The 25,049-nt window shown below is 65.7% G+C and carries 17 protein-coding genes; 7 read left to right on the top strand and 10 right to left on the bottom strand.

Going from position 1 to position 25,049, the window contains the following annotated elements; translation table 11 throughout:
* Window positions 1-350 precede the first annotated feature (350 nt).
* The 3 genes from U5N23_RS31375 (at window position 351) to U5N23_RS31365 (ending at window position 2,409) form a co-directional block, all read left to right on the top strand.
* Window positions 351-1,424: a metal-dependent hydrolase gene (locus U5N23_RS31375; RefSeq protein ID WP_322596573.1), complete on the top strand. Its 1,074-nt coding sequence runs from the start codon at window positions 351-353 to the stop codon at window positions 1,422-1,424.
* A gap of 110 nt (window positions 1,425-1,534) precedes the next feature.
* Window positions 1,535-1,786 (top strand): DUF1272 domain-containing protein, encoded by a 252-nt coding sequence (locus tag U5N23_RS31370; protein WP_322596572.1) that lies wholly within the window; start codon window positions 1,535-1,537, stop codon window positions 1,784-1,786.
* Window positions 1,783-2,409, top strand: a complete 627-nt coding sequence (locus U5N23_RS31365) for a LysE family translocator (protein ID WP_322596571.1) — start codon at window positions 1,783-1,785, stop codon at window positions 2,407-2,409. Before U5N23_RS31370 ends, U5N23_RS31365 begins: the two co-directional genes overlap by 4 nt.
* On the opposite strand, the gene U5N23_RS31360 is transcribed toward U5N23_RS31365, so the two are convergent.
* Window positions 2,406-3,020: an OmpW/AlkL family protein gene (locus U5N23_RS31360; RefSeq protein WP_322596570.1), complete on the bottom strand. Its 615-nt coding sequence runs from the start codon at window positions 3,018-3,020 to the stop codon at window positions 2,406-2,408. The two genes, U5N23_RS31365 and U5N23_RS31360, sit on opposite strands and share 4 nt — an antisense overlap.
* A 310-nt stretch (window positions 3,021-3,330) precedes the next feature.
* Window positions 3,331-4,323, bottom strand: coding sequence for a DUF808 domain-containing protein (locus tag U5N23_RS31355; protein WP_322596569.1), 993 nt, complete (start codon window positions 4,321-4,323; stop codon window positions 3,331-3,333).
* A 202-nt stretch (window positions 4,324-4,525) separates the two neighbouring features.
* On the opposite strand from U5N23_RS31355, the gene U5N23_RS31350 reads away from it, so the two are divergent.
* Window positions 4,526-5,230 (top strand): class I SAM-dependent methyltransferase, encoded by a 705-nt coding sequence (locus U5N23_RS31350; RefSeq protein WP_322596568.1) that lies wholly within the window; start codon window positions 4,526-4,528, stop codon window positions 5,228-5,230.
* Window positions 5,231-5,311: 81 nt separating this feature from the next.
* Here the strand turns inward: U5N23_RS31350 and purL are convergent, their stop codons facing one another.
* Window positions 5,312-9,307 (bottom strand): phosphoribosylformylglycinamidine synthase, encoded by a 3,996-nt coding sequence (gene purL / locus U5N23_RS31345; protein ID WP_322596567.1) that lies wholly within the window; start codon window positions 9,305-9,307, stop codon window positions 5,312-5,314.
* Window positions 9,308-9,450: 143 nt separating this feature from the next.
* Here purL and map point away from each other — a divergent pair, with 143 nt between their 5' ends.
* Both map and U5N23_RS31335 read left to right on the top strand, forming a co-directional pair.
* Entirely contained in the window at window positions 9,451-10,266 is an 816-nt protein-coding gene (gene map / locus U5N23_RS31340) for a type I methionyl aminopeptidase (protein ID WP_322596566.1), read from the top strand.
* An 81-nt stretch (window positions 10,267-10,347) separates the two neighbouring features.
* Complete coding sequence (locus U5N23_RS31335) at window positions 10,348-12,939, top strand: [protein-PII] uridylyltransferase (RefSeq protein ID WP_322596565.1); 2,592 nt, start codon at window positions 10,348-10,350, stop codon at window positions 12,937-12,939.
* A gap of 11 nt (window positions 12,940-12,950) precedes the next feature.
* Here U5N23_RS31335 and paoC read toward each other — a convergent pair whose 3' ends face one another.
* Genes paoC through paoA form a run of 3 tightly spaced genes read right to left on the bottom strand, consistent with a single transcriptional unit; the run spans window position 12,951 to window position 16,759 of the window.
* A complete protein-coding gene (gene paoC, locus U5N23_RS31330) occupies window positions 12,951-15,158 on the bottom strand; it encodes an aldehyde oxidoreductase molybdenum-binding subunit PaoC (protein ID WP_322596564.1) in 2,208 nt (735 codons plus the stop codon).
* Window positions 15,159-15,161: 3 nt separating this feature from the next.
* Window positions 15,162-16,112 (bottom strand): xanthine dehydrogenase family protein subunit M, encoded by a 951-nt coding sequence (locus U5N23_RS31325; RefSeq protein ID WP_322596563.1) that lies wholly within the window; start codon window positions 16,110-16,112, stop codon window positions 15,162-15,164.
* A complete protein-coding gene (gene paoA / locus U5N23_RS31320) occupies window positions 16,109-16,759 on the bottom strand; it encodes an aldehyde dehydrogenase iron-sulfur subunit PaoA (protein ID WP_322596562.1) in 651 nt (216 codons plus the stop codon). The genes U5N23_RS31325 and paoA overlap by 4 nt, the downstream gene beginning before the upstream one ends.
* A 175-nt stretch (window positions 16,760-16,934) precedes the next feature.
* Between paoA and U5N23_RS31315 the strand changes: the two genes are divergently transcribed.
* Complete coding sequence (locus U5N23_RS31315) at window positions 16,935-17,570, top strand: YbhB/YbcL family Raf kinase inhibitor-like protein (RefSeq protein ID WP_322596561.1); 636 nt, start codon at window positions 16,935-16,937, stop codon at window positions 17,568-17,570.
* Between the two features lie 218 nt (window positions 17,571-17,788).
* On the opposite strand, the gene U5N23_RS33210 is transcribed toward U5N23_RS31315, so the two are convergent.
* The 4 genes from U5N23_RS33210 to U5N23_RS31300 all read right to left on the bottom strand — a co-directional run bounded on the left by U5N23_RS33210 (window position 17,789) and on the right by U5N23_RS31300 (window position 25,048).
* Window positions 17,789-18,010, bottom strand: coding sequence for a hypothetical protein (locus U5N23_RS33210; RefSeq protein WP_416208703.1), 222 nt, complete (start codon window positions 18,008-18,010; stop codon window positions 17,789-17,791).
* 111 nt (window positions 18,011-18,121) lie between these two features.
* Entirely contained in the window at window positions 18,122-19,870 is a 1,749-nt protein-coding gene (locus tag U5N23_RS31310) for a nuclease-related domain-containing DEAD/DEAH box helicase (RefSeq protein ID WP_322596560.1), read from the bottom strand.
* 5 nt (window positions 19,871-19,875) lie between these two features.
* On the bottom strand, window positions 19,876-21,702 hold the full coding sequence (locus tag U5N23_RS31305; protein ID WP_322596629.1) for a DUF1998 domain-containing protein: 1,827 nt from the start codon (window positions 21,700-21,702) through the stop codon (window positions 19,876-19,878).
* A 43-nt stretch (window positions 21,703-21,745) separates the two neighbouring features.
* Window positions 21,746-25,048 carry a helicase-related protein gene (locus U5N23_RS31300; protein WP_322596559.1) on the bottom strand — a complete coding sequence of 1,101 codons (3,303 nt, stop codon included), beginning with the start codon at window positions 25,046-25,048 and terminating at the stop codon, window positions 21,746-21,748.
* Window position 25,049: the final 1 nt, after the last annotated feature.

Raw genomic sequence — 25,049 nt, 5'->3', positions numbered from 1 at the left:
TGTGCTCAGGTCGTGGCCACTAGGAACCTGTCGGACTTGGAAATCGTCGGCTGCAAATCGGCCGCAGCGGTCCATTTTTCACCGTCTTTTTGCCCCATAGCTTGGCTATGGGGCTGCAAATCCGGCAAAAACTGTCCTCGCTGAGGCCGATTTTCGCTTTCGACGCTCCAAGTCCGACAGGCTCCTAGGGTGCCGCTGCGCGGGCGGCATGGCGGGTGTGGCCTGTCATCAGGCCACGCCACAATCATGGGGCCCTGGCGCGGGCACGGCAAGCCCTGTTGTGGCTGGCCCGCATTTCGCTTGCAGACACATCTTTGCCACAAATACACCAGACAAGGACACCCCGACCCATGGATTCACTGACCCAGATCGCCCTGGGCTCCGCCGTCACCCTCGCCACCATGGGCCGCCGCACCGCCGCGTGGAAGGCCGTCTTCTGGGGCGCCGTGGCCGGCACCCTGCCCGACCTGGATGCCTTCATCGACCATGGCGATGCCATGCTCAACATGGTGCTGCACCGCAGCAGCAGCCATGCCCTGCTCACCCTCACACTTTTGTCAGGCCCGCTGGCCTGGCTGGTCGCACGCCTGCATGGCGAAATGCCGCAGATGCTGCGCTGGTGGCTGGCCTTGTGGCTGGCGCTGGTCACCCACCCGCTGCTCGATGCGATGACGGTCTATGGCACGCAGCTGCTGTACCCGTTCACCAACCACCCGTACGGCGTGGGCAGCGTGTTCATCATCGACCCGCTGTACACCGTGCCACTGGTCATCGGGGTGGTGGCGGCACTGGTGGCGCGCGGGCGCGATGGCCGGCGCGGCCTGCGCTGGAATGCCTGGGCACTGGTGTTCAGCACCGCCTACCTGGGCTTTGGCCTGCTGGCGCAGCAGCATGTGGAGGGCATTGCGCGTGCCTCGCTGCAGTCAGAGGGCATCACTGTGGAGCGCGTGCTGGTGACGCCCGCGCCGTTTTCTGCCGTGCTGTGGCGCGTGGTGGCGATGACGCCCACGCACTATCTGGAGGGCTTTCGCTCGCTGGCCGATGGCGGCAACCAGCCCATGCGCTGGACGCGGCATGAGCGCGGAGCGGACCTGTTCGCCACCTACCAGGGCAACGTGCATGTGCAGCGCCTCTCGCGCTTCACCCACGGCTTCTACCGCATGAACGAGGCGGGCGGGCATGTCTACATCACCGACCTGCGCATGGGCATGGAACCCGCGTACTCGTTCCACTTCGACATCGGCACGCCGCAGCAGGTGCTGGCCGGCACCGCCCGGGCCCGGCAGGAGTGGCAGCGGCCCGACCTGGAGACCGCCCTGCCCTGGCTGTGGCGGCGCATGTGGGCGCTCGATGACGGCCCCCTGCACCCACCGCCAGGCACCGGGCCGAAAACGCCCGTGCCGACGGCCACCCCAGCGGGCTGAGCACGCAGGCAGCGGTACAGGCGGCGCTGCTGGCAGCAGCCGTCTGTATCTTGCCGGGCAAGGCAGCTGCGCATAGAGTGATCGGTCCACCGACCACCCGAGGCCCCGCCATGCTCCAGATGCGCCCCAGCTGCGAATGCTGCGACAAAGACCTGCCCCCTGATACGACTGCCGCGCGCATCTGCACCTTCGAGTGCACCTTCTGCAGCACCTGTGCGGGCGGCCCGCTGGGTGGCATCTGCCCCAACTGCGGCGGTGAGCTGCTGCAGCGCCCGCGCCGGCCCGCATCCAAGCTCGCGAAGTTTCCCGCGTCAACCGAACGCGTGCACAAACCGCAAGGCTGCGGCCCGGTGCTGGCATGAACGCGACCACCCTGCTGGTTTTTGCGCTCGTTGCGTTGGTGGCCATTGCCACGCCCGGCCCCACGGTGCTGCTGGCGCTGGCCAATGGTTCGCGCTATGGCGTGCGCCGCGCCGTGCCGGGCATGCTGGGCGCGGTGGCATCGGACTTCGTGCTGGTAGGCGCGGTGGCGCTGGGCCTGGGCGCGCTGCTGGCGGCCTCGGAGTTCTGGTTCTCGGTCGTCAAATGGGTGGGGGCCGCCTACCTGGCATGGCTCGGCGTGCGCCTGCTGCGCTCGCAGGGCGGGCTGGACCTGTCGCAGGCCGGCGGTGCCGAGGGCGTGACGGCCCGCGGCATCTTTGCCAAGTCGTTCCTGGTGGCGGTCACCAATCCCAAGGGCTATCTGTTCTGCTCGGCCCTGTTGCCGCAGTTCATCGATGCGAATGCACCGCAGTGGCCGCAGTACGCCGCCATTGCGGTGGTGTTCGCCGGCCTGGATTTCGCGGTGATGCTGGCCTATGCCATCGTGGGCGCGAAGGCGGTGCAGTTGCTGCACCGCCGCGCCGTGCTCTGGCTCGACCGCTGCTGCGGCGGTGCGCTGCTGGCCTTGGCTGGGTCGTTGGCGTTCTACCGCCGAAGCGCCTAGAACCGGTAGCCCAGGCCGATGCCGAACAGAACGGGATCGACCTTGAAGGTACCGGCTTTCACACCGCCCGCGAACACATCGGTCTGGATATAGACCTTCTTCACGTCCACGTTCAGGTAAAGGTTCCTGGACAGGGGAATGTCCACCCCGGCCTGCAGGGCCGCGCCCCAGCTGCTCTTGTCAATGCCCACGCCGGCGGGCAGGTGCACGCTGGAAAAGCGCGTGTAGTTCAGGCCTGCGCCCACATAGGGCTTGAAGCCGGGGGCGTCGAAGTGGTACTGCAGCAGCAGCGAGGGCGGCAGGTGCTTGAGCGTGCCGATCTTGCCGCCGAGGGTGCTGGCGCGCACGTCGTGCTTCTGCGGCACGGTCAGGACCAGCTCGGCGGCGATGTTCTTGGTGAAGAAGTAGGAGACGTCGACCTCGGGGATCACCTTGTCGTTGATCGACAGGCCCAGGCCGGTGCTGTCCTTGTTGGCGCTGCCCAGGTTCACGGCGCGGGCACGCACCAGCCAGGGGCCGTTGGCGTCTTGTACGCCTTGTGCCATGGTGGCGCCGGATGCCAGCGCGCAGGCGGCCACCAGGGCCAGTTTCAGCAGCTTGTTGTTGTTCATGGGAGCGATTGGTTCGATGCGGTTGAACGGGGACGACCCCCGTGCAGGCATTGGGCCCCCACGCGCACCGATGCGCCTTGCCACATATCAACCATCGGCACCGCTGGCGCGGCGCGCCACCGACCCAGCGCCCAGGCTTCGATCTGGATCAACAATCTGTGCGCCACCCGCGGCGCATGAAACTGGCGCGGCCTAAGCCAGCGCCCCCGCGCAAGGGCCGCCCCGCCGCGCTGGGGGCGTCCCCCTCCCGAATCGCGTAGCGAGTCGAGAGAGGGGTGAAGGCGCGCAGCGCCTCAGGGGATGCTTCACTTCAGTGCGCGGCCGCGCCCTTGCCACGCATTTTCTGCACGGCGGTCACCACGGCCACCACCAGGCCGCCGGCGATGATGCCCACCACGCCGTTGAGCAGGTTGGGCACCAGCACGGCCCACAGCCCGCCCACGGGCCACAGGGCGGACGCAGCGCCTGCCCCCTCCACGGCATGGTGCAGGGCCGGCACGCCATGCACCAGGATGCCGCCGCCCACCAGGAACATGGCGGCGGTGCCGGCGATGGACAGGAACTTCATGAGCCAGGGCGCCGCATTGACGATGCCCGTGCCCAGTGCCTTGGCCACGGCGCTGCTCTTGCTGTTGAGCCACAGGCCCAGGTCGTCGAGCTTGACGATGCCCGCCACCAGGCCATACACCCCCACCGTCATGATGGCGGCAATGCCCACCAGCACGGCCACCTGCTGCGCGAACGAGGCCGCGGCCACCGTGCCCAGCGTGATGGCGATGATTTCTGCCGAGAGGATGAAGTCGGTGCGCACGGCACCCTTGATCTTGTCCTTTTCCATGGCCACGAGGTCGACGGCGGGGTTGGCATTGGCCTGGGCACGGCTTTCGTGCTCGGCCTCGTCCTTGCTCTCGCTGTGCAGGAACTTGTGGGCGATCTTCTCGAAGCCCTCGAAGCACAGGAAGGCGCCGCCGATCATCAGCAGCGGCGTGACGGCCCAGGGCGCGAAGGCGCTGATCAACAGCGCCGCCGGCACCAGGATGGCCTTGTTGACCATGGAGCCCTTGGCGACGGCCCAGACCACCGGGAGCTCGCGATCGGCGCGCACGCCGGTGACCTGCTGGGCGTTGAGCGCCAGGTCATCGCCCAGCACGCCGGCCGTCTTCTGTGCGGCCACCTTGGTCATGACCGACACGTCGTCGGCCATGGCGGCGCTCTTCTTGGCCGCCACCTTGGTCATGAGGGCGACGTCGTCGAGGATGGTGGCGATATCGTCCAACAGGGCTAGAAGGCTGCCAGCGGCCATGGGATGTCCTTGGGTGGTGGTTCGGTCAAAACATGGACTATAGCAATGACCCGGGTCAATTCCACACATCTGGGGTCACCGCGCAGCATGGCGCAGGCCCTGCAGAGGCCTTGCCCGCCGCGCCTTCGGCAAAAGGCGCATACTCGGCGGCCATACCACCAACCTTTTGGGGTCCCTTGACAACGGGCTTCTCGCCCGAGCCATGCCAGGCTACCTCACCAAGCAAGACAGCGTCCCGATCGCGGGCGCTGCGAATCTCATCATCCGTTCGCTGCTGGACAGGCAGCAGTTTTCCGACCCCCTGGGCGAAGCCGAGCGGCTGGGCATCTCGTCCGCCCTGTGGCCGCTGTTCGGCCTGCTGTGGCCTTCGGGCACGCAACTGGCCGAACGCATGGCCACCCGGCCGCTGCAGGCCGGCGAACGCGTGCTGGAGATCGGCTGTGGCCTGGGCCTGGCCAGCCTGGTGTGCCACCGGCGCGGCGTGGACATCACCGCCAGCGACGGCCACCCGCTGGCCGACCGCTTTCTGCTCGAAAACCTGCGGCTGAACGCCCTGCCGCCCATGAAGTACTGCGCCGGCCACTGGAACCCGCCTGAAAGCACCCCGTGCGATGGCCCGGCCCCCAGCACCGTGAGCGGCCGCTTCGACCTGATCATGGGCAGCGACGTGCTCTACGAGCGCGACGCGCGCGCCACCCTGGCCGGCTTCATCGACCGCCATGCCGAGGTGGGCGCGCAGATCTGGATCGTGGACCCCGACCGCGGCAACCGCAGCGCCTTCCACAAACAGATGGCGGTGCACCGCTTCGAGGTGGTGGAAGAGCGCCTGGACCACCCGGCCCTGGGCGACCGCCCCGCCTACAAGGGCCGATTGCTGGTGTACCAGCGGGCTGCGCTGGAAAGCTGAGACAGCCAACCGCTGGCCCATTAAAAACGGGGCCGAAGCCCCGTCTTGATCGCGGTTACGGCCTTTCGGCCATGCCAGCGGTCAGCCGACCCACTTGCGGGCATTGCGCCAGATGCGCATCCACGGGCTCAGCTGGCTGCGGTCTTCGCTGGTCCAGCTCATCTGCACGTTGCGGAACACGCGCTCGGCGTGCGGCATCATGGCCGTGAAGCGGCCATCGGCCGTGGTCACGGCGGTGAGGCCGCCCGCGCTGCCGTTGGGGTTGAAGGGGTACTGCTCGGTGGCCGCGCCGTGGTTGTCCACATAGCGCATGGCGGCAATCGCCTTGTCGGCATTGCCCCGGTAGCGGAAGTTGGCATAGCCCTCGCCGTGCGCCACGGCGATTGGCAGGCGGCTGCCGGCCATGCCCTGGAAGAACAGGCTCGGCGATTCGAGCACCTCCACCATCGACAGGCGGGCCTCGAAGCGCTCGCTCTGGTTGGTGGTGAAGCGCGGCCAGTCCTGCGCGCCGGGGATGATGTCGGCCAGCTCGGCAAACATCTGGCAGCCGTTGCACACCCCGAGGCCGAAGGTGTCCGTGCGGCCGAAGAAGCCCTGGAACTGCGCGGCCAGCACCGGGTTGAAGGTGATGCTGCGCGCCCAGCCGATGCCGGCGCCCAGGGTGTCGCCATAGCTGAAGCCACCGCAGGCGACCACGCCCTTGAAATCTGCCAGCTGGGCACGCCCGGTCTGCAGGTCGGTCATGTGCACGTCGTAGGCCTCGAAGCCCGCTTCGGTGAAGGCATAGGCCATCTCGATGTGCGAGTTCACGCCCTGCTCGCGCAGGATCGCGACCTTGGGGCGCGCGAGGTTGAGGTAGGGCGCGGCCACGTTCTCGGCCGGGTCGAAGCCCAGGTGCACATGCATGCCGGGGTCAGCCGGGGCGCCGGCAGCGGCGTGCTCGGCATCGGCGTTGGCGGGGTTGTCGCGCTGCTGGCAGATCTTCCAGCTCACGGCGTCCCACACCTGGTGCAGGTCGACCAGGGGCGCGCTGAACACGGCCTTGGCATCGCGCCAGACCTGCAGCTCGCCCTTGCCGGCGTCGATGGGCGAGGACACGGGGCGCGTCTTGCCCACGAAGTGGCTGAAGCGCGACAGGTGGTGCTCGCGCAGCAGCTGCATCACCTCGTTGCGCTCGGCGGTGCGCACCTGCAGCAGCACGCCCAGCTCTTCGTTGAACAGGGCCTTGAGCGTCAATTCTTCACGGCGCGCGCTGACCTGGGAGGCCCAGTTCTTGGCGTCGCCGGTTTCCATGCGGCTGTCGCTGATGCCATCGCCCTCGGTAACCAACAGGTCCACGTTGAGCGACACGCCCACGTGGCCGGCAAAGGCCATTTCGGCGGCAGCGGCCAGCAGGCCGCCATCGCTGCGGTCATGGTAGGCCAGGATCTGGCCCTTGGCGCGCAGCGCGTTCACCGCGTTGACCAGGTTCACCAGGTCCTGCGGGTCATCCAGGTCGGGCACCACGTCACCGCTCTGCTCCAGCGTCTGGCCCAGGATGCTGCCGCCCATGCGGCTCTGGCCCTTGCCCAGGTCCACCAGCACCAGGGTGGTGTCGGCTTCGGTCGCGTCAAGCTGCGGCGTGAGGGTGCCGCGCACGTCGGCCAGCGAGGCGAAGGCGCTCACGATCAGGCTCACGGGCGAGGTGACCTTCTTCTTGTCGCCACCCTCTTGCCACTGCGTGCGCATGGACAGCGAATCCTTGCCCACGGGGATGGAGATGCCCAGCGCCGGGCACAGCTCCATGCCCACGGCCTTCACCGTGGCGTACAGCGCCGCGTCTTCACCGGGTTCGCCGCAGGCGGCCATCCAGTTGGCGCTGAGCTTGACGCGCGGCAGCTCGATGGGCGCAGCCAGCAGGTTGGTGATGGCCTCGGCCACGGCCATGCGGCCCGATGCGGGCGCATTGATGGCGGCCAGCGGCGTGCGCTCGCCCATGCTCATGGCCTCGCCGGCAAAGCCCTTGTAGTCGGCCAGGGTCACGGCGCAGTCGGCCACGGGCACCTGCCAGGGGCCGACCATCTGGTCGCGGTGCGACAGGCCGCCCACCGTGCGGTCGCCGATGGTGATGAGGAAGCGCTTGGACGCCACCGTAGGGTGGGCCAGCACGTCGATCACGGCCTTCTGCAGCGGCACGCCGGTCAGGTCCATGGGCGCGAACTGGCGCTCCACCGTGGCCACGTCGCGGTGCATCTTGGGCGGCTTGCCCAAGAGCACATTCATCGGCATGTCGACGGGGTTCTTCTGGTCGCCAGCGGCCACGGCCGTGTCTTCCAGCACCAGCTGCCGCTCTTCGGTGGCGGTGCCGATCACGGCGAAGGGGCAGCGCTCGCGCTCGCAGAAGGCCTGGAACTGCGCCAGCGAACCGGGCGCGATGGCCAGCACATAGCGCTCCTGGCTCTCGTTGCTCCAGATTTCCTTGGGCGCCATGCCCGACTCTTCGAGCGGCACGGCGCGCAGGTCGAAGCGCGCGCCGCGGCCGGCGTCGTTGGTCAGCTCGGGGAAGGCGTTGGACAGGCCGCCCGCACCCACGTCGTGGATGGCCAGGATGGGGTTGGCATCGCCCTGCGCCCAGCAGTGGTTGATGACCTCCTGCGCACGGCGCTCGATCTCGGGGTTGCCGCGCTGCACGGAGTCGAAGTCGAGCTCGGCCGCATTCGTGCCGGTGGCCATGGAGCTGGCGGCACTGCCGCCCATGCCGATGCGCATGCCCGGGCCGCCCAGCTGGATCAGCAGCGAGCCGGCGGGGAACTCGATCTTCTTCGTAAGGCCCGCGTCGATCACGCCCACGCCGCCCGCGATCATGATGGGCTTGTGGTAGCCGCGCTGCACACCACCCACGTTCTGCTCGTACTCGCGGAAGTAGCCCGCCAGGTTGGGCCGGCCGAATTCGTTGTTGAAGGCCGCGCCGCCCAGGGGGCCTTCGACCATGATCTGCAGCGGGCTGGCGATGTGCTCGGGCTTGCCGACCTCGCTGCCCCAGAGCTTGGATACCGTGAAGCCAGTCAGGCCCGCCTTGGGCTTGGAGCCGCGGCCGGTGGCGCCTTCGTCGCGGATTTCACCGCCCGCGCCGGTGGAGGCACCGGGGAAGGGCGAGATCGCCGTGGGGTGGTTGTGCGTTTCCACCTTCATCAGCACATGCTGGGTGGCTTCGCTCTTGGCATAGCCCACTGCGCCGGCATCGCCCATGCGCGCCAGGAAGCGCTCGACCTGGTGGCCTTCCATGACCGAGGCATTGTCGGAGTAGGCGATCACCGTGTGCTGGGGTGCCAGCTGGTGGGTGTTGCGGATCATGCCGAACAGGCTCTTGTCCTGCGCCACGCCGTCGATGGTGAACTCGGCGTTGAAGATCTTGTGGCGGCAGTGCTCGCTGTTGGCCTGGGCGAACATCATCAGCTCGACGTCGCTGGGGTTGCGCGCCAGGCCCGTGAAGGCATTGACCAGGTATTCGATCTCGTCCTCGGCCAGGGCGAGGCCGAAACGGGTGTTGGCGGCCTCCAGCGCGGCGCGGCCGCCGCCGAGCACATCCACATGCTCCATGGGCGCGGGCTGCAGCTCGGTGAACAGGGCGGCGGCGCCGCTGCGGTCGGCCACCACCGATTCGGTCATGCGGTCGTGCAGCAGGGCGGCGACCTGGGCCACCTGGTCGGCGCTCAGCTCGGGCGTGCCGCCCAGCAGGCCGGGCTTGAGGGCCACGCGGTATTCGGTGATGCGCTCCACGCGGCGAATCGCGATGCCGCAGTTGCGCGCGATGTCGGTGGCCTTGGAGGCCCAGGGCGAGAGCGTGCCCAGGCGCGGGGTGACGACGATGACCGCGCCATTGTCCGGGCCGGCGTAGGGGTCGCCGTAGGTCAACAGGGCCGCCAGGCGCTCCTGCTCTTCCGCCGAGGGTGCCGCATCGGTGGCCACCAGGTGCACGAAGCGCGCAGCGATGCCGGTGATCTTGGGGTGGATGGCCTCGAGGGCAGGCTGGAGTTGCTGGGCGCGAAAGGTGCTGAGGGCGTTGCCGCCCGCCAGCGTGGTCATGTGCAAGGTCACGGTAGCGGCCTGTTGGGGTGTGAGGGGTACGGTGGGCGCCGCCGCCATCCGAAAAACGCAGGCTTGGTGGCGGTTAGCCTCCCATTTTAACCGGCGCCGCTAAGCCGCATGCGGCCTCACGTCCGCAATGGGATAATCCCTGCATGAGCATCACCATCAAAACTGCACAGGACATCGAGGGCATGCGCGTGGCATGCCGCCTGGCGTCTGAAGTGCTGGACTACATCGCCCCCCACATCAAGCCCGGCATCACCACCAACGAGATCGACCGGCTGGCCGCCGAATGCATGGTCCAGCAGGGCACGATTTCGGCCACGGTGGGCTACCAGCCGCCGGGCTACCCGCCCTACCCCAAGTCGCTGTGCACCTCGGTCAACAACGTGGTGTGCCATGGCATCCCCAACGACAAGCCCCTGAAAAAGGGCGACATCGTGAACGTGGACGTCACCGTGATCACCAAGGAAGGCTGGTACGGTGACAACAGCCGCATGTACCTGATCGGCGAAACCTCCATCGCTGCCAAGCGCCTGTGCGCGGTGACCTTCGACGCCATGTGGCATGGCATCGTGCAGGTCAAGCCCGGCGCCCACCTGGGCGACATTGGCCACGCCATCCAGAAGTTTGCCGAAGGCCTGGGGTTTTCCATCGTGCGCGAGTTCTGCGGCCACGGCATCGGCCAGCGCTTCCATGAAGAGCCCCAGGTGCTGCACTATGGCAAGCCCGGAACGCTCGAAGAGCTCAAGCCCGGCATGGTGTTCACCATCGAGCCCATGATCAACGCCGGCCGCCGCGAGGTGAAGGACCATGGCAACGACGGCTGGACCATCGTCACCAAGGACCACAGCCTCTCGGCCCAGTGGGAGCACACGGTACTGGTCACCGAGACGGGCTACGAGGTGATGACGTTGTCGGCTGGCTCGCCGCCGCTGCCGTCCTTTGTGACCGCCACAAAGACATAAAAAGTCAGCGGGAAACCCGCTGCGCACGACTCTTGCGTGGAACACTGCATGGCCATATCGACTGCAACGCCCCTATCGTCCATGACCGAAATCCACGCCCTTCGGGACGCCTACCGCCGCGACAAGGCGGCGCTGATGGCCTCCATCCAGGCCACCGGCGCGTCCACGCGCGGCATCCGCGTGCTGCTGCGCAAGCTCTCCACCCTGGCGGGCAGCCTGCTGCAGGAGCTGTGGCGCCGGGCCGAGCTGCCGCCCGACCTGGCGCTGGTGGCGGTGGGCGGCTTTGGCCGCGACCAGCTGTTTCCGTATTCCGACGTGGATGTGCTGCTGCTGCTGCCCGATGACCGCGCGGCCGATGGCTGCAGCGTGCTGCGCGCCCAGCTCGAAGGCTTCATCGGCAGTTGCTGGGATGCGGGGCTGGAGATCGGCTCCAGCGTGCGCACCATTGCCGAATGCCTGGCCGAGTCGGCCGCCGACGTGACCGTGCAGACCTCGCTGCTCGAAGCGCGGCAGATCTGCGGCAGCACCGAGCTGTTTGCCCGCTTCCAGGCCCGGTACCTGGAGCAGATGGACCCCCAGGCCTTTCTGGTGGCCAAGACGCTGGAGATGCGCCAGCGCCACAACAAGTACGAGAACACCCCCTACGCGCTGGAGCCCAATTGCAAGGAGTCGCCCGGTGGCCTGCGCGACCTGCAGATGATCCTGTGGGTGGCCCGCGCGGCGGGCCTTGGCAGCACCTGGAAGGAACTGGCCGCCAACGGCATGGCCACGGCCTTCGAGGTGCGCCAGATCGAGCGCAACGAGGCCGTGCTGTGCCTGATCCGCGCGCGCCTGCATGCAGCCGCCGGCCGGCACGAGGACCGGCTGGTGTTCGACCTGCAGACCGCCGTGGCCGAGTCCTTCGGCTACCGCTCGCAGGCGCCCGACGGCTCGCGCCTGCCGATGCGCGCCAGCGAGGCCATGATGCGCCGCTACTACTGGGCGGCCAAGGCGGTTTCGCAGCTCAGCCAGATTTTGCTGCTCAACATCGAGGAGGCGCTCAACCCCTCGGCCCACGAACTGCGCCCCATCAACGGGCGCTTCTTCGAAAAATCGGGCCTGATCGAGGTGGCCAGCGACGACCTGTACCTCAAGGACCCGCACGCCATTCTGGAGACCTTTCTGCTCTACCAGACCACGGTGGGGCTCAAGGACCTGTCGGCGCGCACGCTGCGGGCGCTGTACAACGCGCGCGGCGTGATGGACGGGGCCTTTCGCAGCGACCCGGTGAACCGCGCCGCCTTCATGCGCATCCTGCAGCAGCCCGCAGGCATCACGCACGCCATGCGGCTCATGAACCAGACCTCGGTGCTGGGGCGCTACCTGTGGGCGTTTCGCGGCATCGTGGGGCAGATGCAGCACGACCTGTTCCACGTCTACACGGTGGACCAGCACATCCTGATGGTGCTGCGCAATGTGCGCCGCTTCTTCATGGCCGAGCACGCGCACGAGTACCCTTTCTGCTCGCAACTGGCCGGCGGCTGGGACAAGCCCTGGCTGCTGTACCTGGCCGCGCTGTTCCACGACATCGGCAAGGGCCGCGGCGGCGACCATTCGCAGATCGGTGCCATGGAAGTGCGGCGCTTTTGCCGCCAGCACAAGGTGGACCGCGAAGACGGCCAGCTCGTCGAATTCCTGGTCAGCGAGCACCTGGCCATGAGCCGCATCGCGCAGAAGGAAGACCTGAGCGACCCCGACGTGATCGCCGCCTTCGCCAAACGCGTGGGCAACGAACGCTACCTCACGGCGCTGTACCTGCTCACGGTGGCCGACATCCGCGGCACCAGCCCCAAGGTGTGGAACGCCTGGAAGGGCAAGCTGCTCGAAGACCTGTACCGGGCCACGCTGCGCGCCCTGGGCGGGCGGGCGCCCGATGCGGCGGCCGAGGTCGAGGCGCGCAAGCGCGAGGCCCTGGTGCTGCTCGCGCTGAGCGCCCTGCCCTTCGAGGCGCACAAGGCCCTGTGGGCCACGCTGGACGTGAGCTACTTCATGCGCCACGAGGCCGCCGACATCGCCTGGCACACGCGCCACCTGTCGCGCCATGTGGGCGCGCCACGCGCCGTGGTGCGTGCGCGCCAGTCGCTGGCCGGCGATGGCCTGCAGGTGATGGTCTACGCGCCCGACCAGGAAGACCTGTTCGCGCGCATCTGCGGCTACTTCGACCGTGCGGGCTTCAGCATCCTGGATGCGCGCGTGCACACGGCCAACAACCAGCATGCGCTCGATACCTTCCAGATCGTGGCCGACGACCAGGCCGGCCACTACCGCGAACTGACCCACATGGTGGAAAGCGACCTGGTGCACGTGATCGAGGAAGGCGGCCCGCTGCCCGAGCCCACGCGCAAGCGCGTCTCGCGCCGGGTCAAGAGCTTCCCCATCGCCCCGCGGGTCACCCTGCGCCCGGATGAGAAGGCACAGCGCTGGCTGCTGGCCATTTCGGCCAGCGACCGCGCCGGCCTGCTCTACCTGGTGGCGCGGGTACTGGCGCAGCACCACCTGAGTGTGCAGCTGGCCAAGGTCAGCACCCTGGGCGAGCGGGTGGAAGACACCTTTCTGGTGCAGGGCCCGGAGCTGCAGAACAATGCGCGACAGATCCAGATCGAAACCGAGCTGCTGCGCGAGTTGAGCGCCTGAGGTGCAGGCCGTCAGGCCACCGCTGGCAACTTGTCGAGCAGTTTGTCCAGCGTGACCGGGTAGTCGCGCACGCGCACGCCCGTGGCGTTGAAAACCGCGTTGGCAATGGCAGCGCCCACCCCGCACAGGCCGAGTTCACCAACGCCCTTGGCCTTCATGGGCGACGAGGTCGGGTCGGTCTCGTCCAGGAAGACCACCTCCTGGTGCGGAATGTCGGCATGCACCGGCACCTCGTAGCTGGCCAGGTCGTGGTTCACGAAGAAGCCCTGGCGCTTGTCCACGGCCAGGTCTTCCATCAGTGCGGCGCCCACCCCCATGGTCATGGCGCCGATGACCTGGCTGCGCGCGGTCTTGGGGTTGAGGATGCGGCCCGCAGCGCACACGGCCAGCATGCGGCGCACGCGGATCTCGCCGGTGGCCACGTCCACCCCCACCTCCACGAAGTGCGCGCCGAAGGTCGATTGCTGGAGTTTTTTCTGCAGGTCACCGTATTCGATGCTGTCCTCGACCACGAGCTCGCCGTCGGCCGCCGCATCGGCCAGGGGCACGGAGCGTTCGCCCGCACGCACCATGCCATCGGCGAACTGGGCCGCCTCGGGTGGCATGCCCAGCTTGTGCGCAATGGCTTCGCGCAGCTTCACGCAGGCCGCATACACCCCCGCAGTGGAAGAGTTGCCGCCCCACTGCCCGCCCGAGCCGGCGGACACCGGGAACGCCGAGTCGCCCAGCCGCACCATGACCTTGCCGACCGGCACGCCCAGCATTTCGGCAGCCGTCTGCGCGATGATGGTGTACGAGCCCGTGCCGATGTCGGTCATGTCGGTTTCCACCGTCACCACGCCGCGCTGGCTAAGCCGCACGCGCGCGCCGGACTTCATCGCCAGGTTGTTGCGGAACGCCGCCGCCACGCCCAGGCCCACGAGCCAGCGGCCATCGCGCACCTGGCCGGGCTCGGCCCGGCGCTGACTCCAGCCGAAGCACTGGGCGCCGGTGCGCAGGCACTCGATGAGCTGGCGCTGCGAGAAGGGGCGCTCGGGCTTTTCAGGGTCCACCTGGGTGTCGTTGATGACGCGGAACTCCACTGGGTCGATGCCCAGCTTGGTGGCCATCTCGTCCATCGCGATTTCCAATGCCATCATGCCCGGCGCCTCACCGGGTGCGCGCATGGCATTGCCCTCGGGCAGGTCAAGCACGGCCAGGCGCGTGGCCGTGAGGCGGTGGGCACCGGCATAGAGCAGCCGCGTCTGGTTCACGGCCGTCTCGGGCTTGCCCTGCGGCAGGTCGCCCGACCAGCTCTCGTGCGCGATGGCACTGATCTTGCCGTTTTGGGCCGCGCCGATGCGGATGCGCTGGATGGTCGCGGGGCGGTGCGTGGTGTTGTTGGCGATCAGGGGCCGCTGCAGCGCCACCTTCACGGGCTGGCGCGCCGCCTTGGCGCCCAGGGCGGCCAGCAGCACGTCGGCACGGATGAAGAGCTTGCCGCCGAAGCCGCCGCCCACGAAGGGCGAGACTAGGCGCACCTTGTCCTTGGGGATGCCCAGCGTCTTGGCCAGGTCGCCCACGCTCCAGTCCACCATCTGGTTCGATGTCCACACGGTGAGCTTGTCGCCGGTCCAGGCCGCCGTGGTGGCGTGCGGCTCCATCATGGCGTGCGAGTGGTCGGGCGTGGTGTAGGTGGCATCGTGCTGCACCGGCGAGGCATCGAAGGCCTTGTCGAAATGGCCTTTGCGGGTGTCCGCTGGAGAGCCGTCCTGCTCGGGCGGCTTGTGCGCCGAAGGGCGCGCTGCGGCCAGGTCGAACTGACCCGGCGTGCGGGCGTACTGCACCTTCACCAACTGGGCCGCCGCGCGCGCCTGCTCGAAGGTACCGGCCACCACCAGGGCGATGGCCTGGTGGTAGTGCTGCACCTCGGGGCCGGCGAGCAGTTTGGCGGTGTTGAATTGGCCCTGGCCCAGCGTGCCCGCCGTCTTGGCCGTCACGATGGTGATCACGCCGGGCGCGCCCTGCGCGGCACGCAGGTCCATGGACTCGATGCGGCCCTTGGCAATGGCCGCGCCGACCACGACACCGTAGGCGGGGCGGGCAACTGCGTCATGGCGCTCATAGGCATAGGGCGCCGTTCCGCTGGTCTTCATCGGCCCGTCGATGCGGTCGGTGGCCTGGCCGATGGCGCGCAGTTGGTCGATGGGGTTGTTGGTGGCGGGTGTGTCGAATTTCATGCGTCAGCTCCTTGCCTGCGCCAGCACGGCGGCAAGGGTGCGCTCGGCCAGCGTGATCTTGAAGGCGTTGTCGTGCCCTGGCTGGGCGCCGGCCAACAGCTTGGCCATCGCAGCCCTTGCACCATTGGGCAGCTCGGCCTCGGCCGCCTCCACGCGCCAGGGCTTGTGGGCCACGCCGCCCAGCGCAACGCGGCCGGTGCCGTTGCGCTGCACGATGGCCGCCACCGACACCAGCGCAAAGGCATACGAGGCACGGTCGCGCACCTTGCGGTAGATGTGCGCACCGCCCACCGGCCGCGGCAGCGTCACGGAGGTGATGAGTTCCCCGGGGGCCAGCACGGTCTCCACATGCGGCGTGGTACCGGGCAGGCGGTGGAAGTCGGCGATGGGGATCACGCGCGTGCGACCGTCGCCGCGCACGGTTTCCACCCTGGCGTCGAGCACGCGCAGCGCCACCGCCATGTCGCTCGGGTGCGTGGCGATGCAGGCCGGGCTGGTGCCGATCACCGCATGCTGGCGCGTGACCCCGCCGATGGCGCTGCAGCCGCTGCCGGGCTGGCGCTTGTTGCAGGGCATGTGGGTGTCGTAGAAATACGGGCAGCGCGTGCGCTGCAGCAGGTTGCCAGCCGTGGTGGCCTTGTTGCGCAATTGGCCCGAGGCACCGGCTAGCAGTGCGCGCGAGAGCACGGCATAGTCGCGGCGCACGCGCTCGTGCGCGGCCAGGTCGGTGTTGCGCACCAGCGCGCCGATGCGCAGGCCGCCGTCCAGCGTGGGCTCGACCCGGTCGAGCTGCAATGCGTTCACGTCCACCAGGTGCACGGGGTTCTCGATCTGCAGCTTCATCAGGTCCAGCAGGTTGGTGCCGCCCGCGATGAACTTGGCGCCGGGAACCCGGTCGATGGTAGCGGCCGCCTCGGCAGGGGTCTGGGCGCGCTCGTAGGTAAAAGGCTTCATGCTTTGGCTCCCGCTGCCACTTCCGTGATGGCATCCACGATGTTCGAGTAGGCGCCGCAGCGGCAGATGTTGCCGCTCATGCGCTCGCGCAGCTCATCGGGCGACAGCAGCGGCCGCGCCGTGAGGTCGGCGCTCACATGGCTGGGGATGCCGCGGCGGATCTCGTCGAGCATGCCCACGGCAGAGCAGATCTGGCCCGGCGTGCAGTAACCGCATTGGTAACCATCGTGCTTGACGAAGGCCGCCTGCAGGGGGTGCAGGTTGCGCGGCGTGCCCAAACCTTCCACGGTGGTGACCTGCGCGCCCTCGTGCATCACGGCCAGCGTGAGGCACGAGTTGATGCGCCGGCCATCCACCATCACCGTGCAGGCGCCGCACTGGCCATGGTCGCAGCCCTTCTTGGTGCCGGTGAGCTGCAGGTGCTCGCGCAAGGCGTCGAGCAGCGTGGTGCGGGTGTCCAGCTCCAGCTCGCGCGGCTGGCTGTTGACGATAAACGTGACCTTGGCCATAGGGGTGGGAACGGTGACGCCTGGCGGCTGCGCCGGTGTCTGGGCGTGGACGGGCAAGGCCGCTGTCGCCGCGCCGGAAGCAGCGCCGACGATCAGCAGATCGCGCCGGGAGATCGGCAGCGCAGTCGCTTGTTGCATGTTTTTGTCCTGTGGGGGCGGATCGGTACATGCTGGGCGCTGCAGACTGCCGCGCCATGGCGGCTGTGTCCTGATTTTTTGTAGGACCAGGCGCCGCCCTCCCCAGCGGCGCCGGGGACAGCCTCCTAGAATTCGACAGAGCCCCATCTTTCACCCCCAACACAGGAGACAAGCCATGCAACTCACCAGCCAGAGCTTTCAGGACGGCCAGGCAATCCCCGGCGAATTCGCATTCGCAGTGCCGGACGCCGCCACGCACGTCGCGCTGTCGTCCAACCGCAATCCGCACCTCGCCTGGAGCGGCGCGCCCGAGGGCACGCAGTCGTTCGTGGTGGTCTGCCACGACCCCGACGTGCCCAGCCGGGGTGACGACGTGAACCAGGAGGGCCGCGAAGTGCCCGCAGCGCTGCCGCGCGTGGACTTCTTCCATTGGCTGCTGCTCGACCTGCCGGCCGATACCCGGGAGATTGTGGCGGGCAGCCATTCCGATGGCGTGACGCCACGCGGCAAGCCCGGCCCCGCCGCACCCGGCGGTGCGCGCCACGGCATCAACGACTACACCGGTTGGTTTGCGGGCGACGAACAGATGAAGGGGGACTATTACGGCTACGACGGCCCCTGCCCACCGTGGAACGACACGCTGGTGCACCACTATGTCTTCACCATCTATGCCCTGGCCGCGCCCACGCTTGCGGTCGAAGGCGCGCTGACGGGTGCCAACGTGCGTGCAGCGCTGGCCGCGGCGCCGGTGCTTGGCCAAGTCAGCATTACGGGGCTGTACAGCCTCAACCCCACCGTTTCGGTTGGCTGAGCGACAGGCCAGATGGCGCCCACGCAGGTCTTTGATACCGGCACGCGCTCCTGCAAGAAGCCAGCGGCACACCCGTGCCCTGGCAACTCCCATCGGGTGCGCCCTTGCTGCGGCGCAGCCTGCGCACGCTGGCACAGCCCTGTTACCCGCCATCCTGCGGCCCGCAAGGCCTCTGCCTTCCACGCGTCTCGCCCCACATTGCGTTCGAACTTCAAGCGCTAGAATGCAATGTTCGTCGCAGGGTTGGCTGTCAGGCTGCATCCTGGATGCCGATGCCTGAAGCACCCGTGCACGAAGACTGCTGTCTTGAACGCGGGCAGAACGATATCGGGCTTTCCGGACAGCCGCTTGTCGTGGAGGCGAAAGCTCAAGCCCGTTGCGCGAAGATATCGGCGCACGCGCATCTCCGGCACAGTGTTCGTTCGGCCGATTCCGGCCATCATGCGCTAACGCGTCACCGAATCAACCGTATCAGCCATGAGCATCAGTGCGGCTCATCGCACCGGATTTGTGAAACCGGATTTGTGAAGATTGATTCGGTGAAGAAACGTTCAACCGACATGTTCGCTCCCGGCGGCTACCGCTATTCGTTGTGCGAAGGCACTGGCCTGCTTTTCATAGGTCGCCTTCTGATCGGGCGAAAGGAACACATGAAGCAGCCCCTTGGCGCGAGAAAGACCAGCGTAGTGCAACATGGAGCACTCAGGCTTCCCCATGCCTTCCATGTCGACGGCAAGCACTACCGCCCTTTCCAGCCCCTTAAACGAATGCATGGTCGAAAAGAGCATGTCCCCAGGCCCGGCGTCGCCAACATCAATCAGCGGCACACCGGAGAGCGAAACGATCTCGGCGACCAGGGAATGTGCACGCCGCCTTGTTGACAGAACCGCGATGTCGCCGGGTTTGACGCCCCGCTTCGTCAGCAATGCCACTGCGGATTCCAGTTCGGAAATCATGGCCTTTCGGCTCTTGGCGTAGATGTTGTAGCATTCGAAGCCGTTTGGTGCACCTTCGATCGCTAGATCAATTCCTGAAAGAATCGATGCCTGGATTGCGACCTGACGAGTGTTGCGACAGTTCTCGTACAAGTCGTCATATGCCGGTTGGGCTTCGCTCAGACGCTTCTCGACCTGGTCCTGGACTTCGGTGTCATAGATGTTCTGGTAGCGGTCGAAGAATATGTGCCAACGACCGCGATTGACGCCTGGCGCGCCCAACATCAGATCAAAGGCATCGATATTGTCAGGGGTAAGAAGGTCCTGCGCCTCGTCGATCACAAGCGCGTCCCACGGCTTGAGATCGCACTGGATCGCCGCTTCGACAAACGTGCGCGGAAAGACTTCAGCGAAGAGCACCTCGTCGCTGACCTTGGTGTTCAATCTGTCTGCGAGTCCTGCACGATCAATCACCTCCTTGTACAGTGCGTGCACGTGGCGAACTTCTATCCCCTTGGTCGCGCGATCTTCGCCGAGCGACAGTGTCAAGTGCCTGGCGAGAAGTTGATTGAAGCAGAGGTAGAGAACGCGGTATCCCTGAGCCGCAAGCTGTCGGGCCCGGTCAATGGCGATGACGGTCTTGCCGGTGCCTGCCCTTCCCCGGACAATGGTCCGCGGATTTGCAGACATTCGTCTGGAGGCGCGGATCTGATCATTCGTGAGATGAACAATCGTGCTTTCCACGCCGGTGAGATAGCTTCCAAGGTTGAAGCAAGACTCCACGTCCGGCCGCAGCAGTCTTCTTGCAAGCTGCACTTCCGCCTTGGTCGGAAGGCGCGGCGCACGCCCGTGCTTCTGGAGATATTCATCCGCCCAGTGACGCTGAAGTCGGCCAAAGAATTGGCGCACATCGTGACGAAAATCTCGATGATCCAGCAGAACCTTCTGCTCTATTTCGGCGCCCGTAGCCGTGAATGTCTCCGACGGCATGACGACCCCAAAGCCGAAGAGAATTTCCTTGAAAGCGAGGTCTCCCTCGACCAGCTTCTTCTGGATCGCGAACATTGCAGTCTTGGCCTGACTCCAAGGGTCTTCGCGCTTCGTGTACGAAGGCGAACCCGGATCTCCGAATGTCCAAACGCCCTTGTCGCATGAAACCCTCCCGCCCTTGACCTCCAGGGCGAAAATGCCGCGCGTAGAGAGGACCACGATATCTGCTTCGCCCCAGATCTTGGAGGCATGCCCGTGAAGACCTAAGGAATGTAGTACAACACAATCCGGCTCGAGCTCGCGCCCCAACTTTTCATAGACCCTGCGCTCGCCATACGTGCAGTCCTTGGGTTGTTCTGGGATCAGGATCGCCATGCCGCTCAGTCTCCGTTCGAATGAAAGAAGCCCTTCCAACTGGGGCCATCCATCTCTTCCGCAGATCCGACGAGCATCGTCCGGTCAAGCTCCATGTTGAATTTCTCGCACGCCGTTTCCGGCACGAGAAGACAGGTGTGGCAGGCAGCGCCGCTGATCCTGTCCCCGTGCTGCGCCGGATCCGTTTCAAGACAGACCGGATCGCTGCCGCACCAGTGTGCAGTGCGGACCGCCTGCATCACGATCCTGCTGATGTGCTCCGGTCGCGTCAAACGTACCAGCCCACCGAGACTTCCTTCCGAATCCGGGGAACCGGTGTATATGAGAACGCCATTCATCGCGGGACCATTGGCGTCGGCATCACGGACATAAAGGCGTTCGCGCAAAGCGGAGGCGGAATAGCCGCAGTCGATGGAAATTGTTCGGATCAGGGCATGCGCGAATGAGTGGACAAGCAGGAGCCTGGAGGTGACCTGGTAGTCCCGCTCGTAGCCGCGCTGCTCGGCCACACTGTGTGATCGCTGTTCAAGGGTGGCGATCCGGGGTCGCATCGCCGCGTTCGCCTCGATCCACCTGTCCACGGCGTCTGTGCGGAATCTCAGGAAGAGGCCTTCCCCTCGGATTTCAGCAGCGGGCAGCCAGTTATACTCATGCTTGGACAGAGGGGAAATGTGGCCGTCACGCACGGCCTCGGCGACCCGCTCGCCACTCACCGGGAACGGATCGATGCGAGTGAATCCCGCGAGTGCGCGTACCTCTCGGAGACGAGAGACAGCGCCCACCAGATCGAACCAGACGTCGAGACCCGGCGGCGGCTTGCTGACTGCGTTGCAGAAATTCGGGGGAATTCCTCCGACGACGGGATCGTCACGGTCCGCCGAAAGGGCCGCATACTCTTCAGCCCTAGCTCCCGCATCTGTGCGACCTTCGGTGACACCCTCGATCTTCTGCTTTTCCTTGAACGCTGCAAGTAGCGCTTCGACTGGAACCCCGAAGCTGGCCGCCAACCCGTTGAGCACCGGCGTAACGGCCTCCGCAGGTAGCGCCGCGAGGGTCAACCATTGGCTTTCGATGATCTGGAAGTTCCCTTCCGAGACGGGCGGGATAGAGAGTGCCGACACCACCACTGCGAAATGCGCATTCGAGGCGCCGCGTTGGAGGACGCGCGGAGTCTGATCACAGCCTTCTTCCCGATCATGCAACCAAGGCCTGACGCCTCGACATTTCTGACCGCGGAGGATCTCCGGCCCGAAAACATCACCCAACGATGCCGAGGAATTGCAGGTCTTGCAATGTACGTACAGATCCGCGAGTGCTGCCGACTTTCCGAGGGATGTGAGTTCGAGCAAGGGCCGGCTGCATGCACCACCGTCCCGCTTGCGGTGAGCCCACCAGACCCAAGGAAACTCGTCAATGTGGCCGTGCCGACATGCAAGTACAAAACGCACCGGAGTAGTCGGAACACCCTTTCCATGTGCTTTGCACTCAAGCCGGCTGCCATCGGAGGACAACTCAAATGGCCCGCCCTGTGTTCCGATACGGTGGCACTGAGGACATTCATGCCATTGAGGAAACCGGATCGCCGGAACCGAACTGCGCGCTTCCACTTGCCCTCCAGCAAGTTCCGCAGCCACCGGTGGCAATCTGAAGTGTTCGACACCCAGCTGCGCTGCGAGCCTGGATTCGTGAACGATCAGGGACGGCGACCGCGTGGCAGCGTCCAGATCATCCAGTCCCATTGGCATGAATGACCCCTTTTCCAGATCGACTATGGCGCCGATTCCATATGTGGAAATCAGCTGCGATCGGCGAACTTTTCCCAGTGGCTCCACCCCGACAGGTGCGGAAGCGATTGGCGATCGAGCAGAGTACTTCTTACCGTATGTCGTCACCTGGCACCTCCTTCTTCCGCGAGATTGTCTTAAGAACGAATGCCGAAGAGGGCTCCACCTCCCGCATCGTGTTCGGCGTCGGCCAAGATAGTGTTCCCGCTCGACCGCCATCTTCTGCAGAACTCATCAGATGCGGCGCGGTCTTGCCGAATGGTGCCCTGCGTTCCCAGTAGCGGAGACGCGTTCCGGTCGTTCTCGCCTCATGGCTGCGTCGTGCCCACTCCGAGACAATTGAACGGACGTCTTCTTCGGCTTCTTCTCCCTCCGCGTTGCCAACCGCATCACGCACACGTTGAGCAATGCGGCCTAGCAGGGCGACGACACCTGGATCATCAGCATGGAATCGAATCGCGTCATCGTCGCCGGACATGCCCGGCACGAGATGGCGCACTGCCGATATCACCGCAGCGTGGAGTGCCTTGTCGCGCGCGCGCGGAGCCCAGGGAGTCACACTTGTCGCTTCGACGTTTCGGTAGAGCGCATCGTGATATGGCTGGAAATGCTCGAAATGGGACACATCTCTTGGTCTCCCGAAGTTGTACAAGGTGAATACCAACCCCGGGATGCCGCGCCCCACCCGGCTGCTCGCCTGGATATATTCGGCGGTCGACTTCGGCTGGCCATTGACCACCATAAGACCCAGTCGCGGAATGTCGACTCCGACAGAGATCATGTTCGACGCCAGTACGTTGTCCGGCGGAGGTGCATACTGGAAAGGATCTGCATGGAATTGAGCCAGGGTGGTCGAGACCTGTTGCAGCAACTGCGGCAGCTCCCTGGACGACCGCCTGCTGCTGAGCTCCATCGGCGGCTCCCGAAAGTCCCGTCTGGCGACGCTCAAGCGGCCGGCAAGAAAGCGCATCTGCCGTGGCACGTCATCCTGTACCAGGACATCGGCGCCCCCAAGTTCACGCAAGCTGTTGAAGTAGCTCACACATGTCCAATACGCATCCCGTGTTGCATCGTCGAGATGCTCACGCTCGGCCAGAGCCGCGATGCTTTGCGAAAGCGCGGCCACGAGAGCCTGCAACGCGAACTTGGGGCTTCGACCAGCAGTAGATATACCTACATACAGGCGATCCGGTCCAACGGAATCGCGGACAGCAAAGAACGAATCACCTGCATCGAAGCCTGGAGGCGGGAACTGAAGAACGCTCCGATCAAAGAGTGCTCGTACCTGACTTTCCGCTCGTCCGATCGTCGCCGTGGAACCGATGATCTTTGGCCGAACCTCGCCTCTCGAACACAAGAGATCAACAGCGGCCTCGTACAACCCCGCCATCGAGCCTAGTGGGCCGGAGATGAGATGCAACTCGTCCTGAATGATCAGTCCGGGCGGCAGACCACCATCCAAACCGAAGATGGCGCGCAGGTCGCCGCGACGTGGGATCTGGGCAAACTTGTCCACCGTTCCGATGAGTAGTGATGGAGGGTTGGCGTAGATGACTTCATCCACAGTAAGCACCGGCAAGGGATGACCACCTGTCGCGCACTCCTTTGCCTCGCAAACAATATCGATATGTGCATGGTCAGCAAGCGGCCGGTAAGCTGTGGCGGCCAAATCTGATCCGCATACAGGGCAACGCAGTAGCTGGCGAGGTGTGGACCTGGGGTTCTGCCTAGCCCGCTCTTCCTCCAGCGCCTTGAGTGCGTCCTTCATCGAATTCGGTGTAGCCTCCTTGCCCACATACAACCCAATGCTGATCGTCGCAGCACCCAGCCTCGCGTCTTCGCGGCGGATCGCGTCGCATGCGGATATCAGGGCCGCTGCGCGCTGAAACTGCTGCACTGTAAGAAGGCGCAGCGTGTACCGCATTAAGACGTCCACCCCACCCTGTTCGCGTCGCTGATCGCTGGTGAGCCTTCTAAGGAATATCTGATAGGCAGTCAGTGCGAGATACGCCTCGGTTTTGCCGCCTCCGGTGGGAAACCAGAGTAGATCCATGAATTCTCTGTCGCCGAGGCCGGGATCGGTCAACCCTGGGAGCACCAAGAGCACATATGCAAGCTGGAAAGGACGCCAGACCAGCGGTGGGACGTTCTTTCCCTTGGCTGGGTAGGTAGCCTGACGATCCATCGCGGAGTTCGCCAGCGTAAAGGCCACCCACGCATCGTCGTTCTTGCGCAGGAGCTCCACGCCATCCTCGATCCGGTCTGCGGTGGACAAACATCGATCAAAATTACTCTGCGCTGCCGCAGCGAGAGGTTGTTGAAAATTGCTCAGCCGCGGCTCCAGGGTCTCCTTGATCCATTGCCGGTAGCAGTCGGCGAATGCCATCAACGAGCCGGTTACCGAGTCGCGTCGAGACGCATCAGATAGGAAGTGCGCAGTGAGCGCATCGGGCCACTTCGTCCGGAAATCAACAAGCATCGAGTGCCCTGCAGACGTTGTGCCCGAGACTCGCCGAAGCGGCAGCCACGCTGTCCGAACTTGCTCGACGCGATCCCCGTTTGATGGCGCCCAATCTGCCGCAACGCCGTGCCCTACGGCAAATTCGTGCACGTCGCGATAGAGCAACGCGTTCGAGAGAGCGTCGTCGTCTGCTCCCTGTCCAATGTCGACGGCAGGTCGAGGGCGGATACCTCCCCGACCTTCCGTCAAGGCAGTAATCACCAGTTCTGCCTGGAACAGGCATCGTGCATCCCGACCACCCGCGCCGCGCTCGTCGTGCTGCTCGTTGATGAGCGTCACGGTGTACATGTCCTGTAGGGAGCCGACCCGGCACCTCACGTGCAAGGACATTCGTAAATCCTCGACTTCCGTCCCGTCGTTGATCCGCTGGAATCTGGTAAACCGCCTGACCCCGGAAGCGGCCACAGGCGGAAGCTCGATTCTGTAGCCAACCGGAAGGCGCTTCCATTCACGCCCTGACCGCGAGGTAGATGACTCGCTGGCTGCCCCGGCCTTGTCGTTGTCGACCGCCGTCTCTTCTTCATTTCTTGCCATATCGGACGGTCTCGCGTCCAGTAGCTCATAGCGAGCCGTATCGCCGAGCGTCACAAGGACAGTCGCGCCTTTCTCGACCGCGAATGTGAGGCCAATTGAGCAAGGTCGAATCGCCCGGTAGCCAGGAACCGCGGATTCTTCGCCGGCCTCGGCGTCGCCCTGGCCGCCAAGCTCTCCGTCATCATCGGCCTCGTCAACTGGGACGTCCTGGGGCCACAGAATGCCTGTGAGGTAGGTATCCGCTGGGGCCGATTGGAGAACTTCGTCGGCCACAAGTGGACCGACCAGAAGTGCTCTGGCCAGTTGCACCAGTGACTGTCTGGTTTCTTCGAGCGTCATT

Origin of the sequence: Acidovorax sp., from assembly GCF_034519795.1 — a bacterium.
Classification (GTDB): domain Bacteria; phylum Pseudomonadota; class Gammaproteobacteria; order Burkholderiales; family Burkholderiaceae_C; genus Acidovorax.
This window is presented reverse-complemented; position numbering and strand designations above follow the sequence as displayed.

Bases quoted from the DNA above. Each gene is read 5' to 3' on its own strand.
- U5N23_RS31375 (WP_322596573.1), top strand. From the start codon at position 351: ATGGATTCACTGACCCAGATCGCCCTGGGCTCCGCCGTCACCCTCGCC.
- U5N23_RS31370 (WP_322596572.1), top strand. From the start codon at position 1,535: ATGCTCCAGATGCGCCCCAGCTGCGAATGCTGCGACAAAGACCTGCCC.
- U5N23_RS31365 (WP_322596571.1), top strand. From the start codon at position 1,783: ATGAACGCGACCACCCTGCTGGTTTTTGCGCTCGTTGCGTTGGTGGCC.
- U5N23_RS31360 (WP_322596570.1), bottom strand. From the start codon at position 3,020: ATGAACAACAACAAGCTGCTGAAACTGGCCCTGGTGGCCGCCTGCGCG.
- U5N23_RS31355 (WP_322596569.1), bottom strand. From the start codon at position 4,323: ATGGCCGCTGGCAGCCTTCTAGCCCTGTTGGACGATATCGCCACCATC.
- U5N23_RS31350 (WP_322596568.1), top strand. From the start codon at position 4,526: ATGCCAGGCTACCTCACCAAGCAAGACAGCGTCCCGATCGCGGGCGCT.
- map (WP_322596566.1), top strand. From the start codon at position 9,451: ATGAGCATCACCATCAAAACTGCACAGGACATCGAGGGCATGCGCGTG.
- U5N23_RS31335 (WP_322596565.1), top strand. From the start codon at position 10,348: ATGACCGAAATCCACGCCCTTCGGGACGCCTACCGCCGCGACAAGGCG.
- paoC (WP_322596564.1), bottom strand. From the start codon at position 15,158: ATGAAATTCGACACACCCGCCACCAACAACCCCATCGACCAACTGCGC.
- U5N23_RS31325 (WP_322596563.1), bottom strand. From the start codon at position 16,112: ATGAAGCCTTTTACCTACGAGCGCGCCCAGACCCCTGCCGAGGCGGCC.
- paoA (WP_322596562.1), bottom strand. From the start codon at position 16,759: ATGCAACAAGCGACTGCGCTGCCGATCTCCCGGCGCGATCTGCTGATC.
- U5N23_RS31315 (WP_322596561.1), top strand. From the start codon at position 16,935: ATGCAACTCACCAGCCAGAGCTTTCAGGACGGCCAGGCAATCCCCGGC.
- U5N23_RS33210 (WP_416208703.1), bottom strand. From the start codon at position 18,010: ATGGCCGGAATCGGCCGAACGAACACTGTGCCGGAGATGCGCGTGCGC.
- U5N23_RS31310 (WP_322596560.1), bottom strand. From the start codon at position 19,870: ATGGCGATCCTGATCCCAGAACAACCCAAGGACTGCACGTATGGCGAG.
- U5N23_RS31300 (WP_322596559.1), bottom strand. From the start codon at position 25,048: ATGACGCTCGAAGAAACCAGACAGTCACTGGTGCAACTGGCCAGAGCA.